Origin of the sequence: Lacisediminihabitans sp. H27-G8, assembly GCF_046156175.1 — a bacterium.
Classification (GTDB): Bacteria; Actinomycetota; Actinomycetes; order Actinomycetales; family Microbacteriaceae; genus Lacisediminihabitans.
In genome coordinates this window covers 929,543-944,950 of the sequence record NZ_JAYLVL010000001.1, presented here as the reverse complement: position 1 = coordinate 944,950, position 15,408 = coordinate 929,543, and the positions used below count along the sequence as shown (strand labels likewise).

At 65.8% G+C, this 15,408-nt stretch carries 16 protein-coding genes; 11 read left to right on the top strand and 5 right to left on the bottom strand.

Features of this window, described 5'->3' with window-relative positions; genetic code table 11:
* Positions 1-79 precede the first annotated feature (79 nt).
* Together VLI63_RS04520 and VLI63_RS04515 are read left to right on the top strand one after the other, a co-directional pair.
* Positions 80-322, top strand: a complete 243-nt coding sequence (locus tag VLI63_RS04520; RefSeq protein ID WP_409155708.1) for a hypothetical protein — start codon at positions 80-82, stop codon at positions 320-322.
* 20 nt (positions 323-342) lie between these two features.
* Positions 343-486, top strand: a complete 144-nt coding sequence (locus VLI63_RS04515; protein ID WP_409155707.1) for a hypothetical protein — start codon at positions 343-345, stop codon at positions 484-486.
* Positions 487-698: 212 nt separating this feature from the next.
* Here VLI63_RS04515 and VLI63_RS04510 read toward each other — a convergent pair whose 3' ends face one another.
* Both VLI63_RS04510 and VLI63_RS04505 read right to left on the bottom strand, forming a co-directional pair.
* A complete protein-coding gene (locus VLI63_RS04510; RefSeq protein ID WP_409155706.1) occupies positions 699-1,199 on the bottom strand; it encodes a hypothetical protein in 501 nt (166 codons plus the stop codon).
* 318 nt (positions 1,200-1,517) lie between these two features.
* A complete protein-coding gene (locus VLI63_RS04505) occupies positions 1,518-3,605 on the bottom strand; it encodes a S9 family peptidase (protein ID WP_409155705.1) in 2,088 nt (695 codons plus the stop codon).
* A 155-nt stretch (positions 3,606-3,760) separates the two neighbouring features.
* Between VLI63_RS04505 and VLI63_RS04500 the strand changes: the two genes are divergently transcribed.
* From VLI63_RS04500 to VLI63_RS04485, 4 genes are all read left to right on the top strand, one after another.
* Positions 3,761-3,925, top strand: a complete 165-nt coding sequence (locus VLI63_RS04500) for a hypothetical protein (RefSeq protein WP_185201241.1) — start codon at positions 3,761-3,763, stop codon at positions 3,923-3,925.
* On the top strand, positions 3,922-4,611 hold the full coding sequence (locus VLI63_RS04495; protein ID WP_409155704.1) for a cytochrome b N-terminal domain-containing protein: 690 nt from the start codon (positions 3,922-3,924) through the stop codon (positions 4,609-4,611). Before VLI63_RS04500 ends, VLI63_RS04495 begins: the two co-directional genes overlap by 4 nt.
* Positions 4,608-5,567, top strand: coding sequence for a hypothetical protein (locus tag VLI63_RS04490; RefSeq protein WP_219731967.1), 960 nt, complete (start codon positions 4,608-4,610; stop codon positions 5,565-5,567). Before VLI63_RS04495 ends, VLI63_RS04490 begins: the two co-directional genes overlap by 4 nt.
* Before the next feature lie 75 nt (positions 5,568-5,642).
* Positions 5,643-5,822 carry a hypothetical protein gene (locus VLI63_RS04485; RefSeq protein WP_409155703.1) on the top strand — a complete coding sequence of 60 codons (180 nt, stop codon included), beginning with the start codon at positions 5,643-5,645 and terminating at the stop codon, positions 5,820-5,822.
* Positions 5,823-5,913: 91 nt separating this feature from the next.
* Here the strand turns inward: VLI63_RS04485 and VLI63_RS04480 are convergent, their stop codons facing one another.
* The 3 genes from VLI63_RS04480 to VLI63_RS04470 all read right to left on the bottom strand — a co-directional run bounded on the left by VLI63_RS04480 (position 5,914) and on the right by VLI63_RS04470 (position 9,443).
* A complete protein-coding gene (locus VLI63_RS04480) occupies positions 5,914-7,611 on the bottom strand; it encodes an AMP-binding protein (RefSeq protein ID WP_409155702.1) in 1,698 nt (565 codons plus the stop codon).
* Positions 7,612-7,664: 53 nt separating this feature from the next.
* Positions 7,665-8,390, bottom strand: a complete 726-nt coding sequence (locus VLI63_RS04475; protein WP_409155701.1) for a TIGR00645 family protein — start codon at positions 8,388-8,390, stop codon at positions 7,665-7,667.
* A gap of 72 nt (positions 8,391-8,462) precedes the next feature.
* The gene (locus VLI63_RS04470; protein WP_409155700.1) at positions 8,463-9,443 is read right to left on the bottom strand and encodes a TerC family protein; all 981 of its coding nucleotides are present in this window, start codon (positions 9,441-9,443) and stop codon (positions 8,463-8,465) included.
* 403 nt (positions 9,444-9,846) lie between these two features.
* Between VLI63_RS04470 and VLI63_RS04465 the strand changes: the two genes are divergently transcribed.
* The 5 genes from VLI63_RS04465 to VLI63_RS04445 all read left to right on the top strand — a co-directional run bounded on the left by VLI63_RS04465 (position 9,847) and on the right by VLI63_RS04445 (position 15,372).
* Complete coding sequence (locus VLI63_RS04465) at positions 9,847-10,848, top strand: TerC family protein (protein ID WP_409155699.1); 1,002 nt, start codon at positions 9,847-9,849, stop codon at positions 10,846-10,848.
* A gap of 105 nt (positions 10,849-10,953) precedes the next feature.
* A complete protein-coding gene (locus VLI63_RS04460) occupies positions 10,954-11,826 on the top strand; it encodes a PP2C family protein-serine/threonine phosphatase (protein WP_409155698.1) in 873 nt (290 codons plus the stop codon).
* 8 nt (positions 11,827-11,834) lie between these two features.
* Positions 11,835-13,004, top strand: coding sequence for an FHA domain-containing protein (locus VLI63_RS04455; protein ID WP_409155697.1), 1,170 nt, complete (start codon positions 11,835-11,837; stop codon positions 13,002-13,004).
* A complete protein-coding gene (locus VLI63_RS04450; RefSeq protein WP_409155696.1) occupies positions 13,004-14,647 on the top strand; it encodes a protein kinase domain-containing protein in 1,644 nt (547 codons plus the stop codon). The genes VLI63_RS04455 and VLI63_RS04450 overlap by 1 nt, the downstream gene beginning before the upstream one ends.
* Complete coding sequence (locus VLI63_RS04445) at positions 14,644-15,372, top strand: hypothetical protein (protein ID WP_409155695.1); 729 nt, start codon at positions 14,644-14,646, stop codon at positions 15,370-15,372. Before VLI63_RS04450 ends, VLI63_RS04445 begins: the two co-directional genes overlap by 4 nt.
* Positions 15,373-15,408 lie beyond the last annotated feature (36 nt).

The window sequence follows — 15,408 nt, the reverse complement described above, 5'->3', positions numbered from 1 at the left end:
ACGTGTGGATGTCAATCTAGGGCAACACTGCCTGCGCGAGCTTCGAGTGCCGTACTCTCACAGCAGAGGGAGTCTCATCATGAGTGGAGTTGTGCCGCGCGGCCGGCCGATGGGCATCGGGCATCGATTTGCCTTCCTCTTCGCCACGCCCTGGTGGCGAGCCGTGTGGGTCGTCGGAGCCATCGTCTGGTTTGTCATATTGACCGCGGTGGCGGCGATAGATCCCACACACGACCAAGGGCTCGGTGCCCTCTCTGTCGTGCCCCTCTTCACGGTGCTGTTCGACGTCTTGCGGAGGCAACGAGCCCTCCGAAACCGATGAACAGGGTGAGGCTCGCACTCGTGCGGTTTGGATCTCTTGCCGCCGATATCGCCCAGTCGATTGTTGCCGCGTTCGGCGGGGGCGGCGGCGATCCGGCGAGACTGCAGGAATCGGCCAAGTTGCAGTACGTCAGGCCGCAGAAGCCGGCCGTCCGTCGCCGCTGAACCGGCGCCGCTGAACCACCGAGGGTCAACCGAGAGGCGCTGTTCCACCGCATCGTTGAAGGCTGAGGGCGTACATCCGGATGACTCGGCGGCGTGTTCCGCCCGACGGACGGCGTGTCGGCGGAGTCATCCGCCCTCAGCCCCACGATCGTGGCGTCACCCACCCGATCCGCGCCTTCTCGACCTGGCGTCGTCGGGCCCGGAATCGTGGGTCAGACCTGCCGGAGGGCGCCATAGAACCGCAGGAGGTCCGCGGAGGGAGTGAGCTCCCCGAGCGACTGCGCCTGCGCGATCCACGGTCGCTCGTTGAGGAATGCACGCGAGGGGGTGAGGACGACGATCGAGAGACCGGCGCTCGAGATCTTCCACGGGCACGCATCGGTGAGAACCGAGAAGCATTCCGTTGCGAATACCCCGAAGAGCAACTCGAACAGGAGTCGCGTGAGCTGGTCGGGCACACCGGCGAGCGAGATGGCCACGCGGTTTCCGGCGGCCAGGGCCGCCGCGAGATTCTCGCCGACCATGATCGAATCGCAGCCGGGAGCGCAGACCAGTAGCACGTTGCCGAGTGCCGCGACCTCCGTCGAGCGCGTTCGATCGGGCACCGGGGGTGACAGGGCCACCTGGGCGAAACGCTCGAAATGCGCGGCCATCATCACGGCGCCGGCGAGCACCCGCACGCCATCCGGGTTGGTCACGAGCGAGGTGGACACTCGCTTAAGGATCGCCGCCGTGGTCACGAGTGCGGGATTCCCGCGGTGACTCCGCCGTCGATCACGAACTCGGACCCGGTGGAATAGCGGACCCGGCGCCGCGTGCACGACCGAAGCGGCCTTCCTGTCGAGGAAGGCGCCGGGGAGGTCGATCTCGCCCGTCGTGCGCCCGACACACCGTTCATGGGGGTCCTCTTGAGTCTTCAATGCGGGGCGGGCAGTGGTGCCCGGGCTTCAGTCTGCGATCGAGGACGACCGCAGACCGGGCCTTAGGTCCCGAATGTGCGAGCGGCGAGGAGGACCGGCGCACCGCGCGGGTCAGCCGAGAAGCGTCGGACGCACCCAGTCCGCATCGTGAACATGCTGGTCGAGGAATGCGAAGACTGTCTCGTACCAGACCACGGCGTGCTGGGGTTTCAGTACCCAGTGATTCTCGTCTGGGAAGAGAAGGAACTTGTGCGGGGTCGTACCGTCGGCGGCGGCATGGTGCTCGGCCAGTTCCGACCAGAGTCGCAGGCTCTCCCCGACCGGAACGCGGTAATCTTTGTCGCCGTGGATCACCAGCATCGGCGTCACGATGTCGCGCACGCTGTGGTGCGGTGAACTGTCGATCATCCCCTGAGGCGAGAAGATGCTCTGCCAGTACCAGGAGTTGTCGGTGGTGCCGTTGAACTGGTCGAGTGCCCAGAGGCTGGCGTGGCTGACGATCGCCCGGAAACGGGAGCTGTGCCCGGCCACCCAGTTGGCCATGTAGCCACCGAACGATCCGCCGAGCGCCGCCGTGCGGGTCGCATCGATGTCAGGGCGGGCTTCCGCGGCATCCGTGATCGCCATCAGGTCGGTGAAGGGCTTCGCGCCCCAGGCATCCCAGCCCCTCGCGATGAAGTCGAGGCCATAGCCGGTGGAAAGGGCGGGATCGGGCAGCAGCACCGCGTACCCGCGGGAGACCGCGAGCAGTGGGTTCCACCGCCAGCTCCACGCGTTCCAACTGTTGAGCGGCCCGCCATGAATCCAGAGCAGGAGGGGAGCAGGATGCTGCGGCGAGGCGCCCTCGGGAAGCAGTAGCCACGCGCGCACCCGCGAGCCATCCTCCGCGACAGTCTCGACCTCGGTGATCGACCCGGGCACCGGGGGAAGCTGCGCCGGGGTTGCGAGCGGGGTGACGACTCCCGAGCGGTCGATGCGCACCGGATGCGGCGGCGTGACCCAGGATGACCGCAGCGCCACGAGTTCACCCGTCGCGCTGTCGACCGCGACATCGGTGTAGCTGAAGTCGTCGACGGTGAGCCGACTCGGGGCTCCACCTTCGAGAGGCACCCGGAAGATGGGGCCGCGACCGTCGTTGTCGGCGGTGACGATGAGGGAGTGGTCGTCGGCGTCGAAGACGAGGCTCGAGGCCCAGCGATCCCATCCCTCGGCGATGCGGCGAGGGTTGCTGCCGTCGATGTCGGCCACCCACAGTTCCTGGTCCGCCGGGCCACTCGGAGTGCTGTATTCGGCACGAACGAAGGCGATCCGCGTGCCGTCGTGGCTCACGGCCGGTACCTCGAAGTCCACCCGCTCCTCGTCGAAGAGAGGCGTCGTCGCACCGGTTTCGACGTCGATCGACACGATGATGAAGCGACCCGATCGCTGCTCCGGAACCCGCAGCGAGGCGATGAGGGTGTTGCCGTCGGGAGTGAGCTCCTGACCGGCCGTGTCGGCGGTGCGGCCCGGGCTCGGCGTGAGGTCGCGCGGACGAGGCAGGTCCGCGGGATAGGGCAGCGGCTCCGGGGGTGTGTCCGAAGCCCCGCCGGAGGTCGGGACCGTGTCCGTGAGTTCGGACAGGTCGAGCGCCAGGAGATGTGGCTCAGCCGGCCCGAGGTCGTGGTCCCAATACCGCACGGGATAGCTCTCGTGCAGGATGGCGGTGACCTTCTTCGTCGTGCGTTCGGTGCGCGCCGCAGCCTCCGCCTCGAGACTGTTCGAAGACGGCAGGAGGTTCGCCGCGATGATCACCCCGTCGCTCCCCGTGGCGGTTGCGGCTATCTCGGACACCCCGCCAAGCAGCCGGGTGATCGCTCGCGCCTCACCCCCGGCGGCGCGCAGGATCCAGAGCTGCGCGGCTTCCGCATCCTTCTCCGCCGCGGCATCCGCACGGGCGGAGATGAAGAGGATGTCGCCGGACCCGGTGAAAGCCACCCCGGATTCGCCCTTGGCCGAGCGGGTGAGCCGGGTCGGGGTGCCCGATCCGTCGGCCGGAACCGACCACAGTGCGCGCTGGTAGGTGGTGCGGTCCAGGGACAGGGTCGCGACGGTCAGGACCACCGTGCGTCCGTCGGGGGAGAGGGCGAGGCCCTCCACCCGGGGAAGCGCGATGTAGCTGTCGAGGGACGCGAAGGGCAGAAGCTGAGTCTCAGTTGACATCCCTCCACGCTAGCCGTCGAATCGCGCGCGCGTCGTCGGCTCACTGCGGTCGGTCGCAAACGCGCTCTTCTCACCCGCTGAGGTGGTGACCAAAGTCCCGAGGGTGGACGATTCCGAGGCCTACGGTTCGAGTATTGGAACCTCGGGAGGCAAACGTGCATTCAGTATTCGCGACGGTGATGGCAGAGACGCCCACCGTCTATCTCGGTTGGGGGGCGTTCACCATCCAGCTGGGCAACTTCATCGTGATCGTGACGATGTTCGCCCTGTTCATCCTTGCGCTCGTGCTGCCCTTCCCGGCGGGACGGAAGCGCAAATGACCACCATCGTTCCGCCGCCGACCGACTCCCGCGACGACACCGGAGCCGAAGAGGAGTTCTACACCTGGACCGGCAAGGCCCGGCGGTGGATGCTCAAGACCCTGCCGCCGCAGAAGCTTCTGCCGGAGACCCAGCCGAGCTACGTCGCCTCATGGATCTACGTCTTCGGTATGGGCGCGATCGCGTCCCTCGTGGTGATCATCGCCTCTGGCGTCGTCCTGAGCCTCAACGGACCCACCTGGTGGCACGTGTCCTCGTTCGGCCACTTCGTGAACAGCACGCACCTCTGGAGTGTCGAGTTCTTCTTCCTCTTCATGGTCGTGCACCTGTGGGGCAAGTTCTGGATGGCCTCGTGGCGCGGCGGCCGGCTGCTCACCTGGATCACCGGCGTGGTCTCGTTCGCCGTCTCCATCGGAGCGGCGTTCACCGGTTACCTCCTGCAGACGAACTTCGAATCGGAATGGATCGCGTTCGAAGCGAAGGACGCGCTGAATGCCGCCGGCATCGGAGCTTGGTTCAATGTCGCCAACGCGGGCCAGATGTTCATGTGGCACATCACGCTGCTGCCCCTTGCGGTCGCGGCAATCGTCGCTCTTCATGTGCTGCTCGTACGGGTGCACGGGGTAGCGCCCCCGCTAGAGGCAGCAGACAGCGACGCGCAGTTGACCGGTGATGAAGTCCGATGAGCACGCCACGGAAAGTCAGCCCGATGTCCTGGCGACGGGGGACCGGTATCGCCGGTCGCTCGTGGAAGGGCACGAACCGCGAGTACGACCTGTTCAAAGAACTCACGGTCGGCGTGATCGTCGTTACCCTCCTGGTGCTCGCGGCATCCGCGATCTTCAGTTCTCCCGATGACAAGAGCGTCACTCTCAAGTCCTGGGCCAACACTCGGCCCACCGACTTCATCGCCACCGCGAATGCCGAACTCGGCCACACCAGCGAGACCGCGGGATACGGGCCTCCCTACAACGCGACGCCGGACGCCACGCAGACCCTCGGTGGTCTCGACCTGCAGAGTCTCGCCGGCGTGAAGATCCCCATCGACACGGCCAAGGACTTCGTGATCGCGCCACTCAGCACCCTGCCGAATCCGCCGGTCGCCGTCTCGAACTGGAACTCGGCGACGAGCAGCCAGCGGGCCGCCTGGACCGACGCCTATGGGAAGGCCCTCGCCAAGGCGAAGGGCAATGACCCCTCGAACGTGGCGAAGGGTGATTACGGCCCGGTGCCGGCATTGACCACCTCACTCCTCACGATGGCCAAGCAGGGATCGCTCGATAGCGTTCTGCAATCGGGAGGCGATTTCTACAACTTCAACTACACCCGTTCCGTGCTCTTCCTCGGCGACGGTGCGTACCTCGGCGACCTCGCGACGAACCTGCACCTCGGCGGCGACCAGTGGGGGATGATGAATGAGACCGGCAACTACCCCGGACAGTCCTGGCTGTGGCTGTTCTCGTTCTTCTACCAGATCGAGCCATTCAAGTCGGCAGCCAACGCCGACATCCTCGTGGTCTTCGTCGTGGGAATCCTCACGCTGCTCTTGGCGATCGTCCCCCTGATACCCGGGCTGCGCGACCTGCCTCGACTCATCCCGATCCACCGTCTCATCTGGCGCAACTACTACAAGCGGCGTTAGGCGCATCGCCGAGCCGGTTGCCGCCACGGCTCGGTGCAGGGCGGTCTGCAGGTCCGACACCCCTAAGGTTGGCTCATGTATTCCTCATTTCTCTTCCCGGTCGTGGGCATCGTGGTGTATCTCCTCGGCGCGGCGGTCATCGCGCTCGGCCTGTTCTGGGTTGTGCGACTGGGGGTGCGATACGCCTTGCGCGACCGCGACCACGATCGCTGGCGCGAGAGCAGATCGCCCAACCCTCCTCCACCGGTCGCCTAGCCCAAGGGCACGCTGCGAGAGCACGGCGGGGACCACACCGCATGTGCTGTCGAAGGTTCGCAGAGATGGTTGGCGGGCGCGGGCGCGGGCGCTAGCGTCCGCGAAGCTCGTCGTCGCGCCACTCGATCGCGATGACGGTGCCGACAGCGACCTCCTCCTCGCGAGCACGCAGTTCGACCCGGCGGATCTTGCCGGAGATCGTCTTCGGCAGTTCCATGAATTCGATGCGACGGATGCGCTGGAAGGGCGCGAGCTGCTCCCGGGCGTAGGAGAGGATCGAGAACGCCACCTCGGCCGAGGGCTCGAACCCCGCCGCGAGCACGACGTACGCCTTCGGCACGGCCAGGCGCACGGCATCCGGAGCGGGCACGATCGCGGCTTCGGCCACTGCCGGATGCTCGATCAGCACGCTCTCGAGCTCGAAGGGGCTGATCTTGTAGTCGGATGCCTTGAACACGTCGTCGGTGCGACCGATGTACGTGATGTAGCCACCGGTATCTCGTGCCGCGATGTCGCCGGTGTGGAAATAGCCGTCGTGCATGGTGCGAGCGTTGCGCTCGGCATCCCCGACATAGCCGGTCATGAGGTTGACCGGGTGGCGGCTGAGGTCGACGCAGATCTCGCCCTCCTCGGCGACTTCGCCCGAGATCGGGTCGACGAGCACGATGGGGCTGCCGGGAAGCGGTCGACCCATCGATCCGTCCTTCACGGGAGATCCCGGGGTGTTTCCGACCACAGCGGTCATCTCGGTCTGGCCGTAACCATCGCGGATGGTCAGCCCCCAGTGGGAGCGCACCTGGCTGATCACCTCGGGGTTGAGGGGCTCACCGGCCGAGATCGCTTCCCGCAGGTCGCCGCTGCCGGCCGTGAGATCGGACTGGATGAGCATGCGCCAGACGGTCGGCGGCGCGCAGAATGACGTCACGTGTTCGTGACGGATCTTCTGCAGCAGGGATGCGGCATCGAAGCGACCGTAGTTGTAGACGAAGATCGTCGCCTCGGCGATCCACGGCGCGAAGAAGCAACTCCAGGCGTGCTTCGCCCAGCCGGGGGAGCTGATCGCCAGGTGAACGTCCCCGGCCTTCAGCCCCAGCCAGTACATGGTCGAGAGATGGCCGACCGGGTACGACACCTGGGTGTGTTCGACCAGCTTCGGCCGCGTCGTCGTCCCCGAGGTGAAATAGAGAAGCAGGCGGTCGTGGGAGGCCGTCTGCGGGTGGGGCAGCGGCGCAGCGGACACGGCGAAGGCATCAGCGAAATCGATCCAGGGCGCGGCTCCGTCACCCACCCTGATGCGGGTGAAGTCGCCGGGCACTTCATCGAACTTATCCACGTCGGCGGATGCGGCGATCACGTGCCGCACGCCTCCCCGCTGCATCCGGTCGATGAGATCCGCGGTGCCGAGCGCGGTCGTGGTCGGCAGGATCACGGCGCCGATCTTCATGATGCCGAGCATCGAATCCCACAGCTCGACCTGGTTGCCGAGCATGAGCATGACGGCGTCACCGCGCTTCACGCCCAGGCCCTGCAACCACCGGCCGACCTGGTCGGACCGCGTCGCCATCTCGTCGAAGGTGAATCGGGCGGTGGATCCATCCTCCTCGGCGATCACCAGGGCGGGTCTGGTGTTGCCCCGAGCGATGGCATCGAACCAGTCGACACCCCAGTTGAAAGTGTCACCGACCGCGGGCCAGCGGAACTCGCGCACGGCACCGTCGTAGTCGTCTCGAAGGGCGACCAGCTGATCGCGGGCGGCTCGAAAACTGTCAGTTGCGGGACTGTGCGACACCGGTGGCGCTCCTTGGGATCGGAAACTCGATCGTATCGCGGGTCGCCCTGCGCCTAGTTCGCGCGCAGATCCCGGGCCAACTGCTCGTATTGCGCTGCCCGTAGCTCTTTCTCTTCGGCGGTGGCGCCCGGGAGCGGACTACTCGGAGAATCGGCGCGCTGTGCGCCCGCCGCAACGACCGCCGGGTGCGATCCGCTCGAGATCTTGTCGATCCAGGCCAAAGCCACCGCAGAGAAGATGAAGACGGTGTGGATGATGACCTGCCAGAACACGCCCTCTGGGGTGTAGACCTCGTCGGTGACCTCATCGACGGTGGTGTTCTTCGCCCCGAGATCGTTGACGCCGATGAAGGTCTTGAGCAGGTGGATGGACGAGATCCCGATGATCGCCATGGCGAGCTTCACCTTGAGCACATTCGCGTTCACGTGCGACAGCCACTCCGGCTGGTCGGGATGCCCATCGATCCTGATGCGCGACACGAAGGTCTCATACCCGCCGATGATCACCATGATCAGCAGGTTGGCGATCATCACCACGTCGATGAGTCCGAGCACGCCGAGCATGATCTCGGCCTCCTCGATCTCCAGCGGATGCGCCAGCACCTTCTCGCCCAGGTGGTACAGCTCCACCATGAAGACGACGACGTAGATCAGTTGGGCGACGATGAGCCCGACGTAGAGCGGGGCCTGTAGCCAGCGGCTGAAGAAGATCAGATAGCCGATTCCGGAGACTCCGGCGGACTGTGGGCGGTATTCACGGGGCTGGTTGGGCGATGCCATGGGAGGTCCTCGAGGCTGGGATCGGTCGGTTGTCAGTGGTCGGAGGCGCTGCATCCGTCTGGTTGGAGGGGATCAGGGCGTGCGGGCTCGCGCATCACCCCGCGTCTTGCGCAGGCTGAGCGCAGTGGCGACGGTGATGGTGAGGCCGATGAAGAGCAGGGAGAACCAGATCGGGATTTCGGGAGCCCAGCCCACCGATCGGCCCCCGTTGATGAACGGCAGCTCGTTCACGTGGAGTGCGTGCAGCACCAGCTTCACGCCGATGAAGCCGAGGATGACCGCGAGCCCCTGAGCGAGGTAGACCAGCCTCTCGAGCAGCCCACCGATGAGGAAATAGAGCTGGCGCAGTCCCATCAGCGCGAAGGCATTTGCGGTGAACACGATGTACGCCTGATCAGTCAGTCCGTAGATCGCGGGAATCGAGTCCACCGCGAAGAGCAGGTCGATGAAGCCGATCGCCACGATCGTGAGCAGCATCGGGGTGAAGAATCGCTTGCCATCGATCTTCACCGAGATGCGATCGCCATGGAACGTCTCGGTGATGGGCAGCATCCGGCGGGCGAGTTTCACGACCCGCCCCTTGGCCGGGTCGCTCTCGTGGGAGTCGAAGGCCTGCCGATAGGCCAGCACGAGGAGCAGCGCACCGAAGATGTAGAAGATCCAGGAGTAGTTCTCGATCAGGGCCGCTCCGACAGCGATGAACGCGCCACGCATGATCAGGGCGATGACGATCCCGATCATCAGCACCTTCTGCTGGAACTGCCTCGGCACCGCGAAACCGGTCATCACGATGAGGAAGACGAAGAGATTGTCGATCGACAGGGCCTTCTCGGTGAGATACCCGGCGAAGTACTCCCCGCCGAAGTCCCAGCCGGAAACCAGTCCGATTCCCACGCCGAAGAGCAGGGCAAGGCCGATATAGAAACCCGACCAGCGGGCGGATTCACCGATGGTCGGCGTGTGCGGAGTGCGCACGTGAGCGAAGAACTCGAACACGAAGAAACCGATCGTGATCGCGATGGTGATGATCCAGATGAGCGGCGTGATCGCCATGGGCACTCCTTGGTCTGTCGATGAACGGACCAAGGTCTCTTCCACCCCGAGGAATCAGGGCAAGCCGCCCGGAACACTGTGCGGTGTTCGTATTGACGAATCGGCTTCGTGGGAATACTCCCCTTGCTGCATTCAGGTTATGGCAGGGTTCCTGAGCACAGCCCCTGAAGCGGAGACGACGTCACTCGCCGAGAGAAGCGCCCGGTTCTTCGAGGTCCGCCAGCCGCCTAGGATTATGAGCGCGAAGGGGAGTATTCCCACGGGCGGTCAACGCCCCATTCCGCACCCGTCAAGACGGTCACCGCTGATGCTGGCCCGGGTGCTGTGGTGCCGGCCGGGTCGGCGCGGAAGAGACTTTCGGGATTTCGGCGTACCCACGTCATCCCTCTCTTGAAAGGCCGACATGGACCTGCAACTCCCGCTCTGGTTCGAAATCAGCAGCATCGCCGTACTGATCCTCATCGTGATCGCGGACCTCGTGCTCGCCTACAAGCGTCCCCACATTCCGTCGACACGGGAGTCGAGCCTGTGGGTCGGCTTCTACGTGCTGCTCGCGATCATCTTCGCTGTACTCATGTACTTCTTCGCGGGAGCCGAACATGCCGGGCAGTTCATCGCCGGATGGCTCACCGAATACAGCCTCTCGATCGACAATCTCTTCGTCTTCGTGATCATCATGGCGAGGTTCGCGGTGCCGAGGAAGTACCAGCAGGAAGTGCTGATGGTGGGCATCATCATCGCCCTCGTGCTGCGGGGGATCTTCATCCTGCTCGGCGCGCAGCTGATCGAGAACTTCAGCTGGATCTTCTACATCTTCGGCGCCTTCCTGCTTTACACGGCGTTCGGCCAGGCGTTCCAGAACAGCGAAGAGATGGACGAGAAGGAAAGCGGCGTCATCCGCCTTCTGCGCAAGCGCATCAGAATCTCCAACGATTTCGACGGGGCGAAGGTGCGCACCGTCATCGACGGAAAGAAGGTCTTCACGCCGATCATCGTGGTGTTCATCGCGATCGGCACCACCGACCTGGTCTTCGCCCTCGACTCGATCCCGGCCATCTTCGGCATCACGACGAGTCCCTTCATCGTGTTCACCGCGAACGTCTTCGCGTTGATGGGACTCCGCCAGCTGTACTTCCTGCTCGGCGACCTGATCGACAAGCTGGTGTACCTCAAGTACGGCATCGCCTTCATCCTCGCGTTCATCGGGTTCAAGCTCATCGCTCACGCCCTGCACACCAACGAATTGCCCTTCATCAACGGGGGCAAGCACATCGAGTGGGCGCCCGAGATCGGCACCTTCTTCTCGCTCGGCGTGATCGTGGTGTCGATGGCCATCGCGGTGATCGCCAGCCTGATCAGAATCCGCTACGACCGCAATCGCGTGGGGCCCGGCTCGAGCGAATAGGGGCTGCTGCACGGTCGATGGGCAGTGCTGCCCATTGAGGTGCCGGGTGGCTCGCCGTCAGGATGCCCATAGAGTTGTGACGCGCTGAGCGGGAGGGGGTGCGTCGTGGACGAAACACAGGAGCTCGAGCTCGCGAGCGGTGCGGTGCGATTCCGGTTCAGCGGGCATTCCGACCGTGGTGCCGTGCGCCGACTGAACGAAGACAGCTTTCTGGCAGCGGTGCCCGTGTTCGTGGTGGCCGATGGGATGGGCGGGCATGCCTTCGGGGATCGAGCCAGCCAGGCCGCTATCGGTGCATTCTCCGCGGCATTCGCCGTCACCACCCGTGCCACCGCTCAAGAAGTGCTCGAGACCATCCATCGCGCCAATGACGCGGTGCTCGGGGTCACGAGCGAGCCCGGAGCGGTCTCGGGCACCACGCTCAGCGGCATCGCCTTCGTGGAGATCGGCCCCACCGACAGCCATCACTGGATGGCATTCAATGTGGGCGACTCTCGCATCTACAGCTGGGACGGCAGGCACCTGGCGCAGCTGAGCGTCGACCACTCCGCCGTGCAGGAGTTGGTGGAGCTCGGCCAGATCACGCGACGGCAGGCGGATACCCATCCGGATCGCAACATCGTCACCCGGGCCCTCGGCGCGGATGCCGTGGTCGATCCCGACATCTGGCTTCTGCCGGCCCGAGGGCGTCAGACCTTCCTGCTGTGCTCCGATGGCCTCACCAAGGAGCTGAGCGACGACGAGATCGCGCGCATCATCGTCTTCCACGGGGCCGAACAGGTGCGGGAGACGGACCGTCTTCCCCTCACTCTGGCTGAGCGCCTGGTGAGTGCTGCGGTGGCTGCCGGGGGCTCGGACAACGTGACGGTGATCATCGTCGAATCCGACCTTGTAGGGTCGGGTTCGATGTCTTCGGAAGACACGGTGGAGCGCGATGCGATGCCCGGTTTCCTCGAAGAGACGAAGCCGAGGGGGTAGCCAGCGCCATGACCGTGCACTTCAGGCCTGCGTTGAGCGGGGGATGGCTCGCGCTCACGTCGGGCGAGACACTTCTGGTGATCGGTGCACCGGCCGACCAGCCGACCGTCGACGCGCTGTGGCACGCGGTCGGGTCCACGGGCGGATTCCAGAGGGTTCTCGACGTTCTCACGAGCAAAGGGCTGGCAGCAACGCCGCCGTTCGCGCTCTTCGACGGCACCGCGGCATCCCTGCGCGTCATCGTGCGCGGAGAGGTCGCGGCAACTGTGACGAATGCCGCGGGCACCGCGCGGATGGACGGATCCGGGGTCACGACGTGGCGGGAGCAGACGTGGGCCGATGTCTCGACCGTGGGGATCACCGTGGTCCAGGCGCTTCCGGCTGACGATGTCGCTGAGCTGCCGCTCTTCAGCGGCGGGGCGTGGGTCGCGACGCTGCGACTGTCGTTCGCGACATCAGGAGGTCTCGATACGGCCGCGGACGGCCTCCTCGACCAGCGGATGGCCGCGGACGGCCCCCTCGAGAAGCAGCCGCTCGAGATCGACCCGGAGGCCACCGTCACCGAGGCGCCCACCGAGCGGATCGAATCCCCCGAGGCGACACCCGACACCCCCGCCGAGGGGTACGACTACCTCTTCGGCGCCACCATGTTCCGCGGCGTGGCGGAAGCCGCAGTGCAGGAATCGCCTCCGGAAGAGGAGCCGACACCCGAACCGGCCGGTGACCATGATGGCCACACCGTGCTCACCTCCGACATCGCGAAATTGCGGGCGGAACGCCGGGCCAAACGCGGAGCCCCCACACCGCCCCCCGCGGTGCCGCCCGCTGCCCGAGTGTTCCTCGCCCTGTCGAGCGGCACCCGCGAGCCCCTCACCCAGCCGATCCTGGTCGGTCGCTCCCCGAGCGTGAGCCAGGTCTCCGGTGGCCAGATGCCGCGACTGCTCACGGTGGGCACTCCGGACCAGGACATCTCCCGCACCCATGTGCGGTTCGTGCTGGAGGGTGGCACGGTGGTGGTCACCGACCTGCATTCTCGCAACGGCACCCTCGTGGTGCTGCCGGGCAAGGAGCCCCAGAAGCTCCGCGCCGGTGAACCGACCTCGGTCATCACCGGAACCGTCGTCGACCTCGGCGGCGGAGTCACCCTCACGGTCGAAGAAACGGCGGATGAGGCCTGATGCGCCGCGCTCCGTCACTGCCTCCCGAACTGCCCGGGTACAGCTTCGTCAAGGTACTGGGATCGGGAGGCTTCTCCGACGTCTTCCTCTACGAACAGAAACTGCCCAAGCGCCGCGTCGCCGTGAAGGTGCTGCTCACCGAGGAGCTGAGTGGCGCGAATCGGGCCGCTTTCGTCGCCGAGGCGAACCTGATGGCGCAACTGTCGACGCATCCGTATATCGTCACGATCTACCAGGCGGATGTCGCGGGCGACGACCGCCCCTACTTCGTGATGGAGTACTGCTCCGGGCCGAGCCTGGCCGAACGGTACAAGCAGGAGACCTTCCCGGTGGTCGATGCGCTGCGCACCGGGGTGAGGCTGTCGAGCGCCGTCGCGACGGCGCACGCGGCGGGCATCCTGCACCGCGACATCAAGCCGGCGAACGTGCTCACCAATGACTACGGCTGGCCGGCGCTCACCGACTTCGGCATCTCTTCTGCGGTCGAAGACGACGTGCTGCCGATCCACACCGGCACGCTCGCGAGCGCGCTCGCGCAGGACACCGGCACCGGGGGCACCGGCCAATCGGTGGGCATGTCGGTGCCGTGGTCGCCTCCCGAGATGTTCGAGGATGACCCGGAACCCGACGTGCGGTCGGATGTCTTCTCGCTCGCCGCGACGATCTACACCATCCTCGCGGGCCAGACTCCGTTCGAGTTGCGCGGCCACTCGAACGGCACTCTCGACCTGATCGGGCGCATCGAGCGCGGTGCGATCACCCCGATGGCGCGGGATGACATCCCCCGCTCCCTTCTCGCGGTACTTCAGAAGGGCATGGCCTCCACGCGCGCTGACCGGTTCGCCACGGCGGTGGACTTCGCCAGGGCGCTTCAGCGGGTGGAACTCGAACTCGGCTATTCCCCGACCACGATCGATGTGCCCAACCTGCACATCGAGGCGCCCTCTCGTGCCGGCGCCGCGGATGACGCGGACGAGACCCGCGCCCGCAGCGTCGCCACAATCCAGGCCCAGCCGGTCGCCCCGGTCTCCCCGATCCTCGCGCCCCCGCCCGGCCCCTCGCTCGACGAGACCCAGGTGCGCGGAGCGCCGACGGTCATCTCGCAGCCGGAGGCCGCGAGCGAGACGATAGTGCGACGGAGGGTCACCGCTCCGGTCGAGCCCGCGATCGCGACCGAAGCCGAGGCACTGAAGGAGCCAGGGGAGCCGGCGGCGCAGACCGGGATGTCGCGCGCCAACAAGATCCTCATCGGGGTCGCAGGCGGTGTCGTGCTCCTCATTGCGGCCGCGGTCGTCGCGGGCGTGGCCCTCGGGGCTAATCCGACCGGTGCGGCGAGCCCGAGCCCGAAGGCATCCGGCGGTGATTCTGCGATCGTCGAAACGGTGCCGGTGCCCACCCTGGTGGGTGCACCGGCGGTGACCGGAACGGATCTCGTCTTCACCGCGAAGAACCCCAAACCCGAGAAGGGCGACAGCTTCCGCTGGAAGATCAGCAATCGCGGTGCGGATGAGGCCCTGCACGTGAGCGCGGACGGGCTCGTGACGGTGCCGGGGTACACCGCGGGATCCACGGTCTGTGTTCAGATCACGGTCGCCCGCGACGGAAAGGTCTCCGACCCCCTGGAGGCGTGCTACCCCCAATGAAGCCTCTCAAGATCGAATTCTGCGGCGAATGGTACGAGGTCACCCATCCCCAGGATTTCCACATCGGTCGCGAGTCCGACCTGGTGATCGACGACAACCCCTACCTGCACCGCCGCTTCCTCCGAATTTACGAAGACTTCGGCATGTGGTGGTTGTCGAACGTCGGCAACCTCCTCTCGGCCACCGTGACGGATGCCACCGGCCAGGTGCAGGCCTGGCTCGCGCCCGGTGCGCGCCTTCCGATCGTCTTCCCGCAGATGCAGGTGCTGTTCAGTGCCGGATCCACCACCTACGAGTTCACGATCTTCTCGGCGGAGGACTACTTCAGCACCTCTTCGGCCATGGCCGGCTCCGGCGGCTCGACCACCATCGAGCCGGTCGCTCTCACCAGCACCCAACGGCTGCTCATCGTGAGTCTCGCGGAGGGCGTGCTGCGGCAATCCTCGCCGGGCCGGGGAGAGATCCCGACCTCCGCCGAAGCTGCGGCGCGGCTGCACTGGTCGATGACCACCTTCAATCGCAAACTCGACAACGTGTGCGACAAGCTGGACAAGATCGGCGTGCAGGGGCTTCGCGGCGGCAAGGGCAACCTCGCGACGAACCGTCGGCTGCGTCTGGTCGAATATGCCGTGGCGACCCGATTGGTGAGCCAGGACGACCTCTACCTTCTCGCCAAGAATGATGCGGATGCCGCGGAGAAGGCAGAATCCGACGGAGTCGGATAGAGGCCGGCACAGCCAGAGGGCCGTTCGACCATGGGT